The following is a 16,256-nucleotide window of genomic DNA, read 5'->3' as shown; positions in this document are numbered from 1 at the left end:
GTGCCGAAGGGCACGTTTTCGCTACCTCGTCGTTCCCGATGCAGCAGCTCGGGGCCGACCGGATCGGCCCGGGGCGGTTGCTCCGGTGCCCCCGGTGTGCCCGGTTGCGGCAGGCCGTTCCTGTGGGGTTCGAGAAGCGGTAGGAGGGGCGACAGTCGGGGGAGCGGAGCCCGTCGCTGCCCCCGCCGGCGTCTCGTTGCCGTCCTGCCGCCGCCCCTGCCCTCCGGTTCCTGGGTGGTCCGGTTGGGGTGGGGTCGTGGCTTCTGCGTATCCTCGGGGCGTGCTTCTCTCAGACAAGGACATCCGGGCCGAGATCGACGCCGGGCGAGTCCGTATCGATCCGTACGACCCTTCGATGGTGCAGCCGTCGAGCATCGACGTGCGGCTGGACCGCTACTTCCGGGTGTTCGAGAACCACCGGTACCCGCACATCGACCCCGCCGTCGAACAGCCCGACCTGACGCGGACCGTCGAGCCCGAGGGGGATGAGGCGTTCATCCTGCACCCCGGGGAGTTCGTGCTGGCGTCCACGTACGAGGTGATCTCGCTCCCCGACGACCTGGCCTCGCGGCTGGAGGGGAAGAGTTCGCTCGGGCGGCTCGGTCTGGTGACGCACTCGACGGCCGGGTTCATCGACCCCGGGTTCTCCGGGCACGTGACGCTGGAGCTGTCGAACCTCGCGACCCTCCCCATAAAGCTCTGGCCGGGTATGAAGATCGGGCAGCTGTGCCTGTTCAAGCTGACCTCGTCCGCCGAGTTCCCCTACGGCTCCGAGCGGTACGAGTCGCGGTACCAGGGGCAGCGGGGGCCCACGGCCTCACGGTCGTTCCAGAACTTCCATCGGACTCAGGTGTGATCACTCGTGGCCAGTGACGTGCGGGAAAACCTTACCTACGAGGGCTTCGGGCGCGCCGTGCGCGAGCTGGCCCAGGCCGTTGCCGATGACGGGTACGAGCCCGATGTCGTGCTGAGCATCGCGCGGGGTGGGGTCTTTGTCGCGGGCGGGCTTGCCTACGCCCTTGACTGCAAGAACATCCACCTGGTCAATGTGGAGTTCTACACCGGGGTCGGGACCACCCTGGAGATGCCCGTCATGCTGGCGCCCGTCCCCAACGCGATCGACTTCTCCGACAAGAAGGTTCTGATCGCCGACGATGTCGCCGACACCGGCAAGACCCTCAAGCTCGTCCATGACTTCTGCGTGGACCATGTCGCCGAGGTCCGCAGCGCCGTCATCTACGAGAAGTCCCACTCCCTCGTGAAGTGCGAGTACGTGTGGAAGAAGACCGATCAATGGATCAACTTCCCGTGGTCGGTCGAGAAGCCCGTCGTTCGGCGGGACGGGCAGGTTCTCGACGCGTGATCCCTCTACGTACGTAGTACGTACGTGAGAAGGCCCCCGGAGCGCAGTACGCGCCCGGGGGCCTTCTCACGGCCGTCTCGGCCTCAGATCGTGCCCAGCTTGATGATCGACAGCAGCGCCAGCAGCTGGATCGCCGACGCTCCCAGCGCCTTCGGCCACGGCAGGTCGTGCGACTTGCTCACCATTGACGTGAACAGCGCGCCGGCCGCCAGCCAGGTCAGCCAGCCCATGATCTGGACCAGGGAGTTCTCGCCGCCCAGGAAGACGGCGAAGAGCAGTCGCGGGGCGTCGGTGATCGACATGATCAGCATCGACAGGCCGACCGTCGGCTGCCACGAGCCCGTGCCGCCGAGCTGGCGGGCCAGGGCGTTGGTCACCGCGCCGAGGACCAGGCCGCCGATGACGAAGCCGACGCCGGTGAAGAGGACGTACGGGATGGCCGTCGAGATCGTCGCGTTGATCGCTTCTTCGCGCGCCTGGTCGAAGCCGAACAGCGCGAGCAGGCCGTAGAGGAACGTGACGATCAGCGCCGGGCCCCAGACCGCGTAGTCCCGCATCTGCCAGAACGTCGGTCCCGGGCGCGTCACGATGCCGGTCAGCAGCGCCTTCCAGGGCAGGCGCGGGCCTGCGGGCTGGGCGGGGGCGGAGCCGGCGCGGTAGGTGTCGCCGTCGCCGTACGGGGAGTCGTCGATGCTGAACGCCTGCGTGTGACCCGGGTTGTTGGCGTACGGGTCCTGGGGGGCGGGGCCGGCGTAGGGGTCGCCGAAGTACTCCGGCTCGCCGTGGCCGCCACGCGTCCCGTTGGGGCCCTGGCCGGGGCCGCCGTGGTGCCCGCCGTGTCTGCCGTCGTGTCCGCCGCCCGGATGGCCGCCGCCGTTGTACGGGGTGCCCTGCGGCGCTCCGTACTGCGGGGGCGCCGCGCCTCCTGCCGTCGGCCACGGCTGAGCTCCGTACGGGGGCTGTGGTGCCTGCCCTCCGTACGGCTGCTGCCGCTGCTGCTGCGGTTGTTGCGGGGTGCGGTTGTCCCGGCCGCGTCCGATCCTGAATCCAGCCACCCATCGAACGTACCTGGTCCCCGGTGGTGGGGAGTGGGGGCCGGGGGAACCCGTGCGCCATTGCGGCCGAGCTGTGACATCCCCTAGGGGGCGTGGGGAGGGGAGTTGGGGGCGTTCTCCGGGCTCAGGGGAGGAACAGGGCTGTGGAGAACGTCAGGACCGGGTCGTCCGTGTTCCCCGCCGCGTACAGCGCCACCAGGTCCTCGCGTCCGCCGCGGTACGTCGTCCGTACCACCGTGTCCGCCTTCTTGTCGCCGTCGAAGTCACCGTGGGAGAGGAGTGTGGTGCGGGTGGTGCCCGTGGTCGCCTTGGTGTCCTTGGTGCGCAGGGAGGCCTCGGGGAGCTTCTCCGCCGGGAAGGTGTACGTGCCGCCGGGGCGTGCCGGGCCGTCCGCCGAGCCCAGCAGCAGGGTGCCCTCGGCCGCCGTGCCGGGTGTGCGCGGGCGGGTGGTGGCGACGAGGTCGTCGTAGCCGTCGCCGTCGGTGTCGGCCTTCGGCTCGGGGGCGTGGAGGTACGGGGTGCCGTCCGGCAGCAAGGTCGCGCCGGCCGGGGCCCCGGTGCGGGCGAAGGGGCCGCGCAGGAAGGAGATCCGGCCGTCGCTCGCGGTGACCGCCAGGTCGGTGCTGCCGTCGCCGTCGAAGTCGCCGCAGACCGGGTGCTCGGGCCACTCCTTGCCGAACCTGGCCTGCGCCGGGATCCGTACGGTGACCGCCTTGCCGGTCAGGCCCTCCGGCGAGCCGAAGAGGATCTGGAGGGGGACGGGCGGGGCGCCGACGCCGTTGTACGGGGGGTCGGTGGAGACGATCAGGTCCGTGAAGCCGTCCCGGTCCAGGTCGCAGGCGGCCTCCGCGTCGAACGCGGCGGGCAGGGTGTCGCCGGACTTCGCCGCGTTGGCGCGGGCGTTCAGCAGCCGGCGGGCGGCCGGGTCCAGGGGGCTGTCCTCGGTGCCGTACACGATGCCCGTGCCCGCGTCGTCGCCGCGCGGGTCCTCGGGCGCCTTCACCAGGTCGTTGATGACCAGGTCCGGGTGGCCGTCGCCGTTGAAGTCGTACGGGACACGGCTGCCCTCGCCGCGCGGGACGGGGACGGCGGGGACCGGGGCGCTGTCGCCGTTCTTGGCGTCGGCGGCGGAGGGGGCCGGGTCGGTGGCCGAGGAGCTGTCGCAGGCCGTGAGCACGAGCAGGAGACCGGCGAGGGCGGCCGCGGCCCTGGTGGTGGCCGTCGCCGCTGCCTTCGGGTGCGGGATGCGTGTGCGCACGGGCCCTCGTCCGTTCGTCGTACGTGCTCGTGGTGCGGCTGCCGTTCGGGCGCGGGTCCGGTCCCGGCACCGCCACATGATGCTCCAGATGCGTCCGCGCGTACATGTCCGGGATCACACGCTCCACCCGCGGGCCCCCGGCACGGAAAGAGCGGCCGGTCCTGCCCCCGAGGCAGGTCCGGCCGCTCATCGCGCTGATGCGTTACGTCACTTTGCCGGTTCCGGCTCCGGTGCGTCCACCTGCTCCGGCTCGCCCGCCGGGTCCGCGGGGGTCTTCACCGACTCCAGGAGGAGCTGCGAGACGTCCACGACCTGGATGGACTCCTTGGCCTGGCCGTCGTTCTTCTTGCCGTTGACCGAGTCGGTCAGCATGACGAGGCAGAACGGGCAGGCCGTCGAGACGATGTCCGGATTGAGGGCGAGGGCCTCGTCGACGCGCTCGTTGTTGACGCGCTTGCCGATCCGCTCCTCCATCCACATCCGGGCACCACCGGCGCCACAGCAGAAGCCGCGCTCCTTGTGGCGGTGCATCTCCTCGTTCCGCAGGCCCGGGACCTTCGCGATGATCTCGCGCGGCGGGGTGTAGATCTTGTTGTGACGGCCCAGGTAGCACGGGTCGTGGTACGTGATCAGGCCCTCGACCGGGGTCACCGGGATCAGCTTGCCCTCGTCGATGAGGTGCTGGAGCAGCTGGGTGTGGTGGATGACCTCGTACTCGCCGCCGAGCTGCGGGTACTCGTTCGCGATCGTGTTGAAGCAGTGCGGGCAGGTCGCGACGATCTTCTTCGACGACTTGGGCTTCTTCGTCTCCGGCTCGTCGTCGTCCTCGCCGTACGCCATGTTCAGCATCGCGACGTTCTCCTGGCCGAGCTGCTGGAACAGCGGCTCGTTGCCCAGGCGGCGGGCGGAGTCACCGGTGCACTTCTCGTCGCCGCCCATGATCGCGAACTTGACGCCCGCGATGTGCAGCAGCTCCGCGAAGGCCTTGGTGGTCTTCTTGGCCCGGTCCTCCAGGGCGCCCGCGCAGCCGACCCAGTACAGGTAGTCGACCTCGGTGAGGTCCTCGACGTCCTTGCCGACGATCGGGACCTCGAAGTCGACCTCCTTGGTCCACTCCACGCGCGCCTTCTTGGCCAGCCCCCAGGGGTTGCCCTTCTTCTCCAGGTTCTTGAGCATCGTGCCCGCCTCGGACGGGAACGCGGACTCGATCATCACCTGGTAGCGGCGCATGTCGACGATGTGGTCGATGTGCTCGATGTCGACCGGGCACTGCTCGACGCACGCACCGCAGGTGGTGCAGGACCACAGCACGTCCGGGTCGATGACGCCGTTCTCCTCGGCGGTGCCGATCAGCGGGCGCTCGGCCTCGGCGAGGGCGGCCGCGGGGACGTCCTTGAGCTGCTCCTCGGTGGCCTTCTCGTTGCCCTCCATGTCCTTGCCGCCACCGGCCAGGAGGTAGGGGGCCTTGGCGTGCGCGTGGTCGCGCAGCGACATGATCAGGAGCTTCGGCGAGAGCGGCTTGCCGGTGTTCCAGGCGGGGCACTGCGACTGGCAGCGTCCGCACTCGGTGCAGGTGGAGAAGTCGAGGATGCCCTTCCAGGAGAACTGCTCGACCTGGGAGACGCCGAAGACCGCGTCGTCGGCCGGGTCCTCCCAGTCGATCTCCTTGCCACCCGTCGTCATCGGCTGGAGCGCGCCGAGCGCGACATCGCCGTCGGCGTTCCGCTTGAACCAGATGTTCGGGAAGCCGAGGAAGCGGTGCCAGGCGACACCCATGTTGGTGTTGAGCGAGACCGTGATCATCCAGATCAGCGAGGTGCCGATCTTGATCATCGCGGTGAAGTAGATGAGCGTCTGGAGCGTGCTGATGCTCAGCCCCTTGAAGGCGAGCACCAGCGGGTACGACACGAAGTACGCGGCGCCGTAGCTGTCGACGTGGTGGATCGCGCCCTCAAGGCCGCGCAGCGTGAGGATCGCGAGGCCGATGATCAGGATGATGTACTCGACGAAGTACGCCTGCCAGGCCTTCGAGCCGGTGAAGCGCGACTTGCGGCCGGCCCGGGACGGCAGGTTCAGCAGCCGGATCACCATCAGCGCGACGATGCCGACGACCGTCATCAGGCCGATGAACTCGATGTACATCTCGAACGGCAGGAACGTGCCGATGACCGGCAGCACCCAGTCCGCCTGGAAGAGCTGCCCGTACGCCTGGAGCAGCGTCGGCGGCAGCGTCAAGAAGCCGATCGCGACGAACCAGTGCGCGAAGCCGACGATGCCCCACCGGTTCATCCGGGTGTGGCCGAGGAACTCCTTGACCAGCGTGATCGTGCGGGCCTTGGGGTCGTCGGTGCGGCTGCCTGCGGGTACCGGCTGTCCGAGACGGACGAAGCGGTAGATCTGCGCGACGGCTCGGGTGATGAGCGCAACGCCGACGACCGTCAGCACCAGCGACACGATGATCGCGGCGAGTTGCATTTCGGGGCTCCTCGGGCCTGCGAGAGCGGGATCCAGTTACGACTGCCCACTACTACTAAGCAGTAACTTAATTAGTCTGTGCTGACACTATCCACTTAGTCCACCCGGCTGTAGCCGGGCGGGCGGTGATCTGTGTCGCTCAGGTGTGCCTTGGTTGACCGTGCCTTTCCGAGCGCCGTCCGCAGGGGGGTGCGTACGGCTTCCGCCAGGATCGCCAGGTCGAGCACCACTCCATGGTGCTCTGCGTAGTGCTGGTCCAGCAGGGCGGGGTCGTCCCACGGCATGCCGGAGCGGGCGCGCACCTGGGCCAACCCGGTCAGCCCCGGCCGCAGCTCCTGCCGCCACTGCCGGGCCCCGGGCCACGCCGCGCGCGGGTCGCCCGGTGTCAGCGGGGTCGGTCCTACGAGGGAGAGCTCGCCCCGGACGACCTGGGGGAGCCGGGAGAGCAGGTCGAGCCGGAGCCGGCGGGTGCGCAGGGAGCGCAGCGTGAAGACCCGGCCGCCCAGGCCCGTACGGGGGCTGCGCTCCCATACGTTGCCGGGGCCCCGCCGGAGCGCGAGGGCCAGGGCCCCGAGGGTGATGGCCGGGGCGGCCGCGATCAGGAGGGCGGTGCCGAGGGTCAGGTCCAGCGCCCGTTCGGCCGAGGCGCGGGGGGCGAGGCGGGCCGCGAGGTGGCCGGCCCGGTCGGTGAGGCCGGCGAGGTGTGCGGCGGGGCGGGAGGGGAAGTTGCCCCGGGCGGTGCCGGTGGGGTGCGAGTGCTTCCGGGGGGCGGTGGGCTCGGTGACGTACGGGGGTGGGGGAGGGGGCGTGGATGGCGAGGGCGTCCGGGGTTCGGCCACGGCTTCGGGCCGGGGCTGCTGCCGTGCGTGCCGCCTTCGCTGTTCCTGCTGCCCCTGCTGCCCCTGCTGCCCCTGCTGCCTCTGCCGTTGCTTCTTCCTCTGGTTCTTCTGCCGCACGCGCCGCTGTCTCGCGTTCCGCATCGCGCCCGCCCGGGGTTCGGAGTCCGATGGAGTGCCTGGTGGTGTGCCTGTACCAGCCGATCGATGACGGTTGCGACCGTCTCGCGGCATTTTGTGACAGAACGATCCCACGGTGGGATGGTGGGTCGGGGCAACGGCGCGATGGTGACGTGTATCGGCACCTAAGTTGAGTCAGGTCGACTCAGGTCTGTTGACTCCAGGGTCGGTGTCGTGCATCCTTGAGTCAGATCCACTCAAGTAGTCAGTTGGAGGAATTGAAATGGCACGTGCGGTCGGCATCGACCTGGGCACGACTAACTCCGTCGTCAGCGTTCTCGAAGGCGGCGAGCCCACCGTCATCACCAACGCCGAAGGCGCCAGGACAACGCCGTCCGTCGTCGCCTTCGCCAAGAACGGCGAGGTGCTGGTCGGCGAGGTGGCCAAGCGTCAGGCGGTCACCAACGTCGACAGGACCATTCGCTCCGTCAAGCGCCACATGGGCACTGACTGGAAGATCGAGATCGACGGCAAGGGCTTCAACCCGCAGCAGATGAGCGCCTTCATCCTGCAGAAGCTGAAGCGCGACGCCGAGTCCTACCTGGGCGAGAAGGTGGCCGACGCGGTCATCACCGTCCCGGCGTACTTCAACGACTCCGAGCGTCAGGCGACCAAGGAGGCCGGTGAGATCGCGGGCCTCAACGTCCTGCGCATCGTCAACGAGCCGACCGCCGCCGCCCTGGCGTACGGCCTGGACAAGGACGACCAGACGATCCTCGTCTTCGACCTCGGTGGCGGCACCTTCGACGTGTCGCTCCTGGAGATCGGTGACGGCGTCGTCGAGGTGAAGGCCACCAACGGTGACAACCACCTCGGTGGTGACGACTGGGACCAGCGCGTCGTCGACTACCTGGTGAAGCAGTTCGCCAACGGGCACGGCGTGGACCTGTCCAAGGACAAGATGGCTCTCCAGCGTCTCCGCGAGGCCGCGGAGAAGGCGAAGATCGAGCTCTCGTCCTCGACCGAGACCACGATCAACCTGCCCTACATCACGGCGTCCGCCGAGGGCCCGCTGCACCTGGACGAGAAGCTCACGCGCTCGCAGTTCCAGCAGCTCACCTCGGACCTCCTGGACCGCTGCAAGACCCCGTTCCACAACGTCATCAAGGACGCGGGCATCCAGCTCTCCGAGATCGACCACGTCGTTCTCGTCGGTGGCTCCACCCGTATGCCGGCCGTCGCCGAGCTCGTCAAGGAGCTGACCGGTGGCCAGGACGCCAACAAGGGTGTGAACCCGGACGAGGTCGTCGCCATCGGCGCCTCGCTCCAGGCCGGTGTCCTCAAGGGCGAGGTCAAGGACGTCCTGCTCCTCGACGTCACCCCCCTGTCCCTCGGTATCGAGACCAAGGGAGGGATCATGACCAAGCTCATCGAGCGCAACACCACGATCCCGACCAAGCGTTCCGAGATCTTCACGACGGCCGAGGACAACCAGCCGTCCGTGCAGATCCAGGTCTACCAGGGCGAGCGCGAGATCGCGGCGTACAACAAGAAGCTCGGGATGTTCGAGCTGACCGGTCTGCCGCCGGCCCCGCGCGGTGTGCCGCAGATCGAGGTCGCCTTCGACATCGACGCCAACGGCATCATGCACGTCGCCGCCAAGGACCTCGGCACCGGCAAGGAGCAGAAGATGACCGTCACCGGCGGCTCCTCGCTGCCGAAGGACGAGGTCAACCGGATGCGCGAAGAGGCCGAGAAGTACGCGGAGGAGGACCACGCCCGCCGCGAGGCCGCCGAGTCGCGCAACCAGGGCGAGCAGCTCGTCTACCAGACGGAGAAGTTCCTCAAGGACAACGAGGACAAGGTCCCCGCGGACGTCAAGACGGAGGTGGAGACCGCTGTCGGCGAGCTGAAGGAGAAGCTCAAGGGCGAGGACACCGCCGAGATCCGTACGGCCACCGAGAAGGTCGCCGCCGTCTCCCAGAAGCTGGGCCAGGCGATGTACGCCAACGCCCAGGCCGAGGGTGCGACGCCGGGCGCCGAGGCTCCGGGCGACGCCCAGGGCAAGGCCGATGACGATGTCGTCGACGCCGAGATCGTGGACGACGAGAAGGACACCAAGGGCGGTGCGGCGTGACCGAGGAGACTCCGGGCTTCGACGAGAAGCCCGACGTCCCCTCCGGCGCCACCCCTGATGACGCCGAGCCGAAGGCTGCCGCACCCTCCGAGGAGGAGGCGGCGGCCCCGGCCGGGGACACCGACCCGACCGTCGGCCTGACCGCTCAGCTGGACCAGGTCCGTACGGCGCTCGCCGAGCGCACCGCGGACCTCCAGCGGCTCCAGGCCGAGTACCAGAACTACCGCCGCCGCGTGGAGCGGGACCGGGTCACGGTCAAGGAGATCGCCGTCGCGAACCTCCTGTCCGAGATCCTGCCCGTGCTCGACGACGTCGGCCGCGCCAGGGAGCACGGCGAGCTGGTGGGCGGCTTCAAGTCGGTCGCCGAATCGCTGGAGACGGTCGTCGCGAAGCTGGGCCTCCAGCAGTTCGGCAAGGAGGGCGAGCCCTTCGACCCGACGATCCACGAGGCCCTGATGCACAGCTACGCGCCGGACGTCACCGAGACGACCTGCGTGGCGATCCTCCAGCCGGGGTATCGCATCGGCGAGCGCACCATCCGCCCCGCGCGGGTGGCCGTCGCCGAGCCGCAGCCGGGCGCCACGCCCGCGGCGGCCAAGGAAGAGAAGACAGACGACGAGGAGAGCGGTGGCACCGAGGAGGTCTGACGACACCACGTCTGACCACCAGGGTGCACACCGACCGGTCCGGCGGCCGGCCCACGGGCCGGCCGCCGCGCCGATCGTCCGGAAGGAGGGACGTCGATGAGCACGAAGGACTTCGTCGAGAAGGACTACTACAAGGTCCTCGGCGTCCCCAAGGACGCCACCGACGCCGAGATCAAGAAGGCGTACCGCAAGCTCGCCCGCGAGTTCCACCCCGACGCCAACAAGGGTGATGCCAAGGCGGAGGAGCGGTTCAAGGAGATCTCCGAGGCGAACGACGTCCTCGGCGACACCAAGCGGCGCAAGGAGTACGACGAGGCGCGCGCCCTCTTCGGCAACGGTGGCTTCCGCGCCGGCCCCGGTGGTGCGGGCGGCAACTTCAACTTCGACCTGGGCGACCTCTTCGGCGGCGGCGCCCCGGGCGGCGGACAGGGCGGTGCGGGCGGCGGTTTCGGCGGCGGCGGGGGCGGTCTCGGCGACGTCTTCGGCGGGCTGTTCAACCGCGGCGGCACCGGCACCCGGGTCCAGCCGCGGCGCGGCCAGGACATCGAGTCCGAGGTGACGCTCAGCTTTACCGAGGCGGTCGACGGGGCCACGGTCCCGCTGCGGATGTCCAGCCAGGCGCCCTGCAAGGCGTGTTCCGGCACCGGCGACAAGAACGGCACCCCCAGGGTCTGCCCGACCTGCGTCGGCACCGGTCAGGTCTCGCGCGGCACGGGCGGCGGCTTCTCCCTCACCGACCCGTGCGTGGACTGCAAGGGCCGGGGCCTCATCGCCCAGGACCCCTGCGAGGTCTGCCACGGCAGCGGCCGGGCGAAGTCGGCCCGCACGATGCAGGTCAGGATCCCGGCGGGCGTCTCCGACGGCCAGCGGATCCGGCTGCGCGGCAAGGGCGGCCCGGGCGAGCGCGGCGGTCCGGCCGGCGATCTGTACGTCGTCGTCCACGTCGGCGCCCACCCGGTATTCGGCCGCAAGGGCGACAACCTCACGGTCACCGTGCCCGTCACCTTCCCGGAGGCGACGCTCGGCGGCGAGGTCAAGGTCCCCACCCTCGGCGGACCGCCGGTCACCCTGAAACTGCCCCCCGGCACCCCGAACGGGCGTACGATGCGCGCCCGGGGCAAGGGCGCGGTCCGCAAGGACGGCACTCGCGGCGACCTGCTGGTCACCGTGGAGGTGGCGGTTCCCACGGAGCTCGGCCAGGAGGCCAGGGACGCGCTGGAGGCCTACCGCAAGGCGACCGCGGACGAGGACCCGCGGGCAGAACTGTTCCAGGCCGCGAAGGGAGCTTGAGATGGACGGCCGTCGACGCAATCCGTACCAGCTGACCGATGAATCACCGGTGTACGTGATCTCGATCGCGGCCCAGCTCTCGGGCCTGCACCCGCAGACGCTGCGCCAGTACGACCGTCTCGGCCTGGTCTCCCCCGACCGTACGGCCGGCCGCGGCCGCCGTTACTCGGCCCGTGACATCGAGCTGCTGCGCACCGTGCAGCAGTTGTCGCAGGACGAGGGCATCAACCTGGCGGGCATCAAGCGCATCATCGAGCTGGAGAACCAGGTGGCCGCGCTCCAGCAGCGCGTCGCCGAACTCTCGGCGGCGGTGGACGGCGCGGCGGTCGCCATGCAGCAGCGCGAGGCCCAGGTGCACGCCTCGTACCGCCGCGACCTCGTGCCGTACCAGGACGTGCAGCAGACCAGCGCGCTGGTGGTCTGGCGGCCGAAGCCGAAGCGGCCGGGGCCGGAGTAGGGCACACGCCTGTGTGCGGCGGGGCCGGAGGAGCGGACGCTCTTCCGGCCCCGCTGTCGTGTACGGCGTACGGCCTCGCCTGGTGGCCGGTGGCCCTGCGCGGTCTGGTGCCCGTGTCCGTCCTCAGGTGCCGCCGCGGCCGGCTCCGGCGATCCCGGACCGTACGAGGAGGGCGCCGAGGTGGGTGCGGCTGGTGGCGCCGAGGGTCTGCATGAGTTTGGCGATGTGGGAGCGGCAGGTGCGGACGCTGATGCCCATCTTCCGGGCGACGACCTCGTCGACGTGGCCTTCGGTGAGGAGGCGGGCGATGCTCTGTTGGACGGCGGTGAGGGGGGTGTCGGGGAGCGCCGTCGGCAGGGGTTCGCCGAAGGGGGTGGCTTGGGCCCAGAGGACGTCGTAGACGTGGATGAGGTAGCGGACGAGGGCGGGGTGCGTGATGCGGAGGGCCACGTCGCGCTGGGATGTGGTGGGGATGTAGGCGACCCGGTCGAAGATGAAGAGCCGCTCCGGCGTCTGCTCCATGGTGCGGATCTGGAGTCCCTCGTACGGCAACCGGTCCACGTAGTGGTTGAGGGGCGGGCTGTAGCGGGCGGAGTGCTGGTAGATGTGGCGCACGGACACACCGCGCTGAAGGGGCGGCAGCGCGTTCTTCCGGGCGCGTTCGAGGAGTTCGGCGGGACGTTTGCTGCCCGGGTGCAGGGTCAGGATGTGTTCCCGGGTTCTCCGGCCGGCCTCTTCGAGGGATTCCTGGATCGCCGGTTTTCCGCTGACGACGGTGATTTCGGGGTGCGGCACGGGCACGTGACCGGCGATCGAGGCCAGCGGCAGGAGGGCGTCGACGAGCGCGGCCGTGGCGTCGAGGCGCTCGAAGACCTCCTGGGCGAGGGGCCTGAGCAGGCGCGTGAGCGCGGCCGACGCCGGTACGGGGCGTACCCACCGCTCGTCGTCCGGGTCCGGGCGGACCAGGCCCCGCTGGACGAGGCAGGGCGCTCCGGCGAGATCCGTCCGGGGCAGGCGGCCTTCGCGCAGAGCCGTCGCGTAGAGACGCAGGGCGGGCTCGCAGAGACCGTGGACGGATCCCCGTCCGTCCGTGTTCTCCGTCGTCGTGCACATGCCTAGGCCCCCCGCCGGTGTCCTTGTGCGCCTTGTCCCGCGAACGAGGCTAGTTGCTGCCGTCCGAACGTGCCGGAGCCGGCCGTAACGTCCTTTCGGCGCCCGTCGCTCCGACGATGCCCGACTCGACCAGGAGCGCTCCGAGGTGGGTGCGGCTGGTGGCGCCGAGGGTCTGCATGAGCTTGGCGATGTGGGAGCGGCAGGTGCGGACGCTGATGCCCATCTTCCGGGCCACCACGTCGTCCACATGGCCTTCGGCGAGGAGGCGGGCGATGCTGTGCTGGACGGCGGTGACCGGGGTGTTGGGCGCGGCCGCCTGGTGGTTCTCGGCCAGCGGGACGGCCTGGGCCCACAGCACCTCGTAGACCTGGATCAGGTAGGAGACCAGGGCGGGATGGCTGATCCGCAGGGCGGTGCTGCGGTCGGCGGAGGCGGGGATGTAGGCCACCTCCCGGTCGATGATGATCAGCCGTTCGACGGTCAGCTCGGTGGTGCGTACGTGCAGGTGCTGGGCCGGGACCTGGGAGAGGTAGTCCCTGACGGCGCTGCTGTAGCGGGCCGGGTGCTGGTAGATGTGCCGGATCCTGGCTCCCCGCCGGATGGCGGTGTGGGCGTTGGCCAAGGCCTTCTGGAGGGTGCCGGCCGGGCGGTCGCTGCCGGGCTGGGCCGTGAGGATCTCGTCCGTGGCGGTGGCGGTGGCCTCGTTGAGGGACGCCTGGATGGCCGGGACCCCCTCCAGCACGGTGATGGCGAGGTTGGGGTCGTCGTGGGCGACGGCGGTCAGGGGGAACAGGGACCGGCTCAGGGCGGTCGCGAGGCGCAGGCGTTCGTCGATCTCCCGGGAGACCGGTTGCAGCAGATGGGCCAGGGCGGCCGACGGCGGTACGGGCCGCATCCAGGTGTCGTCCCACGGGTCGGGATGCAGCAGCGCCAGTTCGGTCAGGCAGGGGACGTCGGCGATATCGGAACGGGGGATCCGTCCTGCGCGGAGCGCTTGCTCGTACAGGCGGAGCGCCGGCTCGCACAGCTCGGTCTGTGTGTGTGGATGATGTCCCGATCTGCCTTCATTGCTTCCCATTTGGGATCCCCCTGCTTTATGCAGTGCAACAAGTTGACGGTGGTGCCAGCGTAGTTCTGAGGGGAGTGTGGGGGTGTCGGGGGAGCCGGGAACTCCCTCGGCACAACCCGGGGGCCGGCTGTGCTCTCCCCCATTGCGCAGTCGCCCCGGGTGCCCTGACGGGGGGATCGATCGCGCGGTCAGGAGTCCGATTCCAGGATTCCTGACCGCGCGATCAGATAGCCGAGTTGGGCGCGGCTGTTGCTGCCGAGTGTCGCGTTCAGCTTGGCGATGTGCGCTCGGCAGGTCCGCACGTTCATGCCGAGTCGGCGCGCTATGGAGTCGTCCACGTGCCCCTCCACCAGGAGTTGGGCGATGGATCTCTGCACGCCGCTGATGCCCGCGGGTGTCGGGTCGTACTGAATCTCTTCGAGGAGAGGCGTTGCGCGTTGCCAGAGCTGCTCGAAGACCCTGGTGAGGTAGGAGATGAGCCCCGGGTGCCGTAGTTCCAGAGCCGCGGTCCGGTCGTCCTTCGCGGGTATGAAGGCGACGGTCTGGTCGAAGATGAGCATGCGCTCCACCAGTTCCTCAAGGGTGCGGATCTCGACGCCTTCGGCCAGCCGTTCGGCGTAGGCGAACGTTCCCTGGTGGTGGCGGACCGTGTGCTGGTAGAGCGTACGGATGCCGACGCCGCGGTCCACCACCGCCTTGCCCCGTTCGAGGCCTTTGCTGAGGATGTCCTCGCTCCGGCCGCCGCCGGGCTGCACGGTCAGCACTTCGGTACGGCACTCCGCGGTGGCGACGTCGATGGCCGCGTTGATGCGGGTGCTGCCTTCCAGCACGGTGATGGCGTGTGTCGTCGGCGGGTCCTGGGCGCTGATGTCCATGAAGGGCTCGAAGGAATCGACGAGTTCCACGGAATGCCGCCTGCGCGCCTGTATCTCCCGCTCGATGGGGTGGAGTCGCTGAGCGAGTGCGGCGGAGGGGGAGACCGGGCGCAGCCAGTTGGCGTCGTCCGGATCCGGGTGGAGCAGGGCGAAATCCATCAGGCAAGGGGCCGGTTCGGCATCCGCGCGGGGGATCCTCCCGGATCGCAGTGCGTTGGCATAGACACGCTGTCCTACATCGCACAGTTCGGTGATGGCGTGAGGATGTGCCTCTTTTGGCTTGCTTGTGGCCATATGTCCACCCCCCATGTTCCTGAACCTGCAGGAACATGATGCACCGAGCCGGTGGCGTTCGCGTATGCGGATGAGACATCGTCTTGGTGCGGGGGAGATGAATCCATCCAGTGAGGACGAAGCCGAAATGTATAAGCGAATGCTTCGCTCGGTGCTTGCCACGGTGTTCGTGGGGGCCCTGGCATTTGGGACCCTGGCGGCCCAGGGCGCCGAGGACATCACCTGGACCGCACCGAAGCCCGATTCCCGGTCGGCCGCATCGGTCACCCTGTCCGGTGATATCACCTGGGGTGTCACCTCTAGCCGCACGGTCGCATGACCACGCCGCCGGACGACCGCACCTTCCGGCGCGAGATGGCAACCGCCTATCGCTCAGGGTGGCATTTCATCGATCTGCTCACGGCACTCCCCCGCCGTGGCGACTCGTTGATGGTCACCCTGTTCGGAGAGCCGATCGTCGTCGTGATGGAAGAGGACGAGGACGTCCGCGCCTATCGCTGTCTCCGCCGCCCCCGTGGCGCGCCGCAGCCCGTCCGCTGCGCCGTCAGGTACGGGATGATCTTTGTGAACCTCGATCAGCGGGACCATGAGCTGATCGCGTCAGAACCCCTTTCCGCCACCCCCCGCAGTGCCTGAGCGATTCCCCCGTCGTCACCTGTCGCTCCAGGCGCTTCCCCCACACAGCGGCGCCACCGTGACCTGAACACGGTGGCGCCGTTGTGCTGTTCCGGTCCGGGGGGCCTCAGGCGTTTCCGAGCGCCCGGTCGACGGCGATCTCGATGACGATCCGCTCCGGGTTGACCCTCGGCGTGCGCTCGTAGCGCTCCGCGTAACGGCTCTCCGCGTCCGCGACGGCCTCCGGCTCGCTCCGGATGGTCGCGACGCCCTCCAGCGTCGCCCAGCGGGCCTTGTGCATCTGGCAGACGGCGACCCGTGCCCCCTCCGGGCCCGCGGCCAGGATGTTGGCGACCTTCCGGGTGCCCTTGCCGGTGATCACGCGTGCCACCCCGGCCTCCGGGTCGTACGTCACGCCCACGGGCACCACGTGCGGTGTGCCGTCGGGGCGGAGCGTCGTCAGGGTGCACACGTGGCGCTCGCGCCAGAACGCGAGGTAGCCGGGGGTGGGGTTCCGTACGTCTGCCATGGGTGAAGCGTAGGCGGGGGGGAGTGCCGGTGCGGTGGCGGGCGGACTCGGCGGCCCGTTCACTCGGAACGGAGGGCCGGCGTGCCGTAATCTTGCCTTGAGTGGAATAGACTCAACTTTGTG

At 69.5% G+C, this 16,256-nt stretch carries 16 protein-coding genes; 8 read left to right on the top strand and 8 right to left on the bottom strand.

The annotated features are described in order from the left end of the window. The first annotated feature begins 280 nt into the window (after window positions 1-280). On the top strand, window positions 281-856 hold the full coding sequence (dcd, locus tag IF17_RS0127005) for a dCTP deaminase (RefSeq protein WP_003967584.1): 576 nt from the start codon (window positions 281-283) through the stop codon (window positions 854-856). A gap of 6 nt (window positions 857-862) precedes the next feature. After that, a complete protein-coding gene (locus IF17_RS0127000) occupies window positions 863-1,363 on the top strand; it encodes a phosphoribosyltransferase (protein ID WP_018514097.1) in 501 nt (166 codons plus the stop codon). 83 nt (window positions 1,364-1,446) lie between these two features. On the opposite strand, the gene IF17_RS0126995 is transcribed toward IF17_RS0127000, so the two are convergent. The 4 genes from IF17_RS0126995 to IF17_RS0126980 all read right to left on the bottom strand — a co-directional run bounded on the left by IF17_RS0126995 (window position 1,447) and on the right by IF17_RS0126980 (window position 6,990). After that, complete coding sequence (locus tag IF17_RS0126995) at window positions 1,447-2,418, bottom strand: Yip1 family protein (RefSeq protein ID WP_030571032.1); 972 nt, start codon at window positions 2,416-2,418, stop codon at window positions 1,447-1,449. A gap of 124 nt (window positions 2,419-2,542) precedes the next feature. Beyond that, on the bottom strand, window positions 2,543-3,676 hold the full coding sequence (locus tag IF17_RS0126990) for an FG-GAP repeat domain-containing protein (protein ID WP_030571030.1): 1,134 nt from the start codon (window positions 3,674-3,676) through the stop codon (window positions 2,543-2,545). A gap of 207 nt (window positions 3,677-3,883) precedes the next feature. Next, complete coding sequence (locus tag IF17_RS0126985) at window positions 3,884-6,151, bottom strand: (Fe-S)-binding protein (RefSeq protein WP_030571027.1); 2,268 nt, start codon at window positions 6,149-6,151, stop codon at window positions 3,884-3,886. Between the two features lie 95 nt (window positions 6,152-6,246). After that, window positions 6,247-6,990 (bottom strand): sugar transferase, encoded by a 744-nt coding sequence (locus tag IF17_RS0126980; RefSeq protein ID WP_078616051.1) that lies wholly within the window; start codon window positions 6,988-6,990, stop codon window positions 6,247-6,249. A 400-nt stretch (window positions 6,991-7,390) separates the two neighbouring features. Between IF17_RS0126980 and dnaK the strand changes: the two genes are divergently transcribed. From dnaK to IF17_RS0126960, 4 genes are all read left to right on the top strand, one after another. After that, the gene (dnaK, locus tag IF17_RS0126975) at window positions 7,391-9,244 is read left to right on the top strand and encodes a molecular chaperone DnaK (RefSeq protein ID WP_030571022.1); all 1,854 of its coding nucleotides are present in this window, start codon (window positions 7,391-7,393) and stop codon (window positions 9,242-9,244) included. Continuing rightward, a complete protein-coding gene (gene grpE / locus IF17_RS0126970; RefSeq protein ID WP_030571019.1) occupies window positions 9,241-9,891 on the top strand; it encodes a nucleotide exchange factor GrpE in 651 nt (216 codons plus the stop codon). The genes dnaK and grpE overlap by 4 nt, the downstream gene beginning before the upstream one ends. 96 nt (window positions 9,892-9,987) lie before the next feature. After that, window positions 9,988-11,181, top strand: a complete 1,194-nt coding sequence (gene dnaJ / locus IF17_RS0126965; protein ID WP_030571017.1) for a molecular chaperone DnaJ — start codon at window positions 9,988-9,990, stop codon at window positions 11,179-11,181. A 1-nt stretch (window position 11,182) separates the two neighbouring features. Next, window positions 11,183-11,638: a heat shock protein transcriptional repressor HspR gene (locus IF17_RS0126960; RefSeq protein ID WP_030571015.1), complete on the top strand. Its 456-nt coding sequence runs from the start codon at window positions 11,183-11,185 to the stop codon at window positions 11,636-11,638. A gap of 123 nt (window positions 11,639-11,761) precedes the next feature. Here the strand turns inward: IF17_RS0126960 and IF17_RS0126955 are convergent, their stop codons facing one another. From IF17_RS0126955 to IF17_RS0126945, 3 genes are all read right to left on the bottom strand, one after another. Beyond that, complete coding sequence (locus IF17_RS0126955; protein ID WP_051884130.1) at window positions 11,762-12,751, bottom strand: helix-turn-helix transcriptional regulator; 990 nt, start codon at window positions 12,749-12,751, stop codon at window positions 11,762-11,764. 49 nt (window positions 12,752-12,800) lie between these two features. Continuing rightward, window positions 12,801-13,829 (bottom strand): helix-turn-helix transcriptional regulator, encoded by a 1,029-nt coding sequence (locus IF17_RS0126950; RefSeq protein WP_051884129.1) that lies wholly within the window; start codon window positions 13,827-13,829, stop codon window positions 12,801-12,803. Between the two features lie 179 nt (window positions 13,830-14,008). Beyond that, window positions 14,009-14,854, bottom strand: a complete 846-nt coding sequence (locus tag IF17_RS0126945) for a hypothetical protein (protein WP_030571006.1) — start codon at window positions 14,852-14,854, stop codon at window positions 14,009-14,011. A 148-nt stretch (window positions 14,855-15,002) separates the two neighbouring features. Between IF17_RS0126945 and IF17_RS1000000139940 the strand changes: the two genes are divergently transcribed. Both IF17_RS1000000139940 and IF17_RS0126935 read left to right on the top strand, forming a co-directional pair. Beyond that, window positions 15,003-15,308, top strand: coding sequence for a hypothetical protein (locus tag IF17_RS1000000139940; RefSeq protein WP_237667110.1), 306 nt, complete (start codon window positions 15,003-15,005; stop codon window positions 15,306-15,308). Further along, window positions 15,305-15,625 (top strand): Rieske (2Fe-2S) protein, encoded by a 321-nt coding sequence (locus IF17_RS0126935; protein ID WP_015609572.1) that lies wholly within the window; start codon window positions 15,305-15,307, stop codon window positions 15,623-15,625. The genes IF17_RS1000000139940 and IF17_RS0126935 overlap by 4 nt, the downstream gene beginning before the upstream one ends. 106 nt (window positions 15,626-15,731) lie before the next feature. Here the strand turns inward: IF17_RS0126935 and IF17_RS0126930 are convergent, their stop codons facing one another. Next, complete coding sequence (locus IF17_RS0126930) at window positions 15,732-16,133, bottom strand: pyridoxamine 5'-phosphate oxidase family protein (RefSeq protein WP_030571000.1); 402 nt, start codon at window positions 16,131-16,133, stop codon at window positions 15,732-15,734. Window positions 16,134-16,256: the final 123 nt, after the last annotated feature.

The organism is Streptomyces cyaneofuscatus, from assembly GCF_000718135.1.
Lineage (GTDB): Bacteria > Actinomycetota > Actinomycetes > Streptomycetales > Streptomycetaceae > Streptomyces > Streptomyces cyaneofuscatus.
Note: the sequence above shows the minus strand (reverse complement) of the source record. Positions and strands in the feature narration are given on the sequence as shown.

Excerpts from the sequence above, each read along its gene's own strand:
- IF17_RS0126930 (WP_030571000.1), bottom strand. The coding sequence starts at position 16,133 with ATGGCAGACGTACGGAACCCCACCCCCGGCTACCTCGCGTTCTGGCGC.
- dnaJ (WP_030571017.1), top strand. The coding sequence starts at position 9,988 with ATGAGCACGAAGGACTTCGTCGAGAAGGACTACTACAAGGTCCTCGGC.
- IF17_RS0126935 (WP_015609572.1), top strand. The coding sequence starts at position 15,305 with ATGACCACGCCGCCGGACGACCGCACCTTCCGGCGCGAGATGGCAACC.
- IF17_RS0126985 (WP_030571027.1), bottom strand. The coding sequence starts at position 6,151 with ATGCAACTCGCCGCGATCATCGTGTCGCTGGTGCTGACGGTCGTCGGC.
- IF17_RS0126955 (WP_051884130.1), bottom strand. The coding sequence starts at position 12,751 with ATGTGCACGACGACGGAGAACACGGACGGACGGGGATCCGTCCACGGT.
- IF17_RS0126945 (WP_030571006.1), bottom strand. The coding sequence starts at position 14,854 with ATGGATTTCGCCCTGCTCCACCCGGATCCGGACGACGCCAACTGGCTG.
- IF17_RS0126960 (WP_030571015.1), top strand. The coding sequence starts at position 11,183 with ATGGACGGCCGTCGACGCAATCCGTACCAGCTGACCGATGAATCACCG.
- IF17_RS1000000139940 (WP_237667110.1), top strand. The coding sequence starts at position 15,003 with ATGTTCCTGAACCTGCAGGAACATGATGCACCGAGCCGGTGGCGTTCG.
- dnaK (WP_030571022.1), top strand. The coding sequence starts at position 7,391 with ATGGCACGTGCGGTCGGCATCGACCTGGGCACGACTAACTCCGTCGTC.
- IF17_RS0126950 (WP_051884129.1), bottom strand. The coding sequence starts at position 13,829 with ATGGGAAGCAATGAAGGCAGATCGGGACATCATCCACACACACAGACC.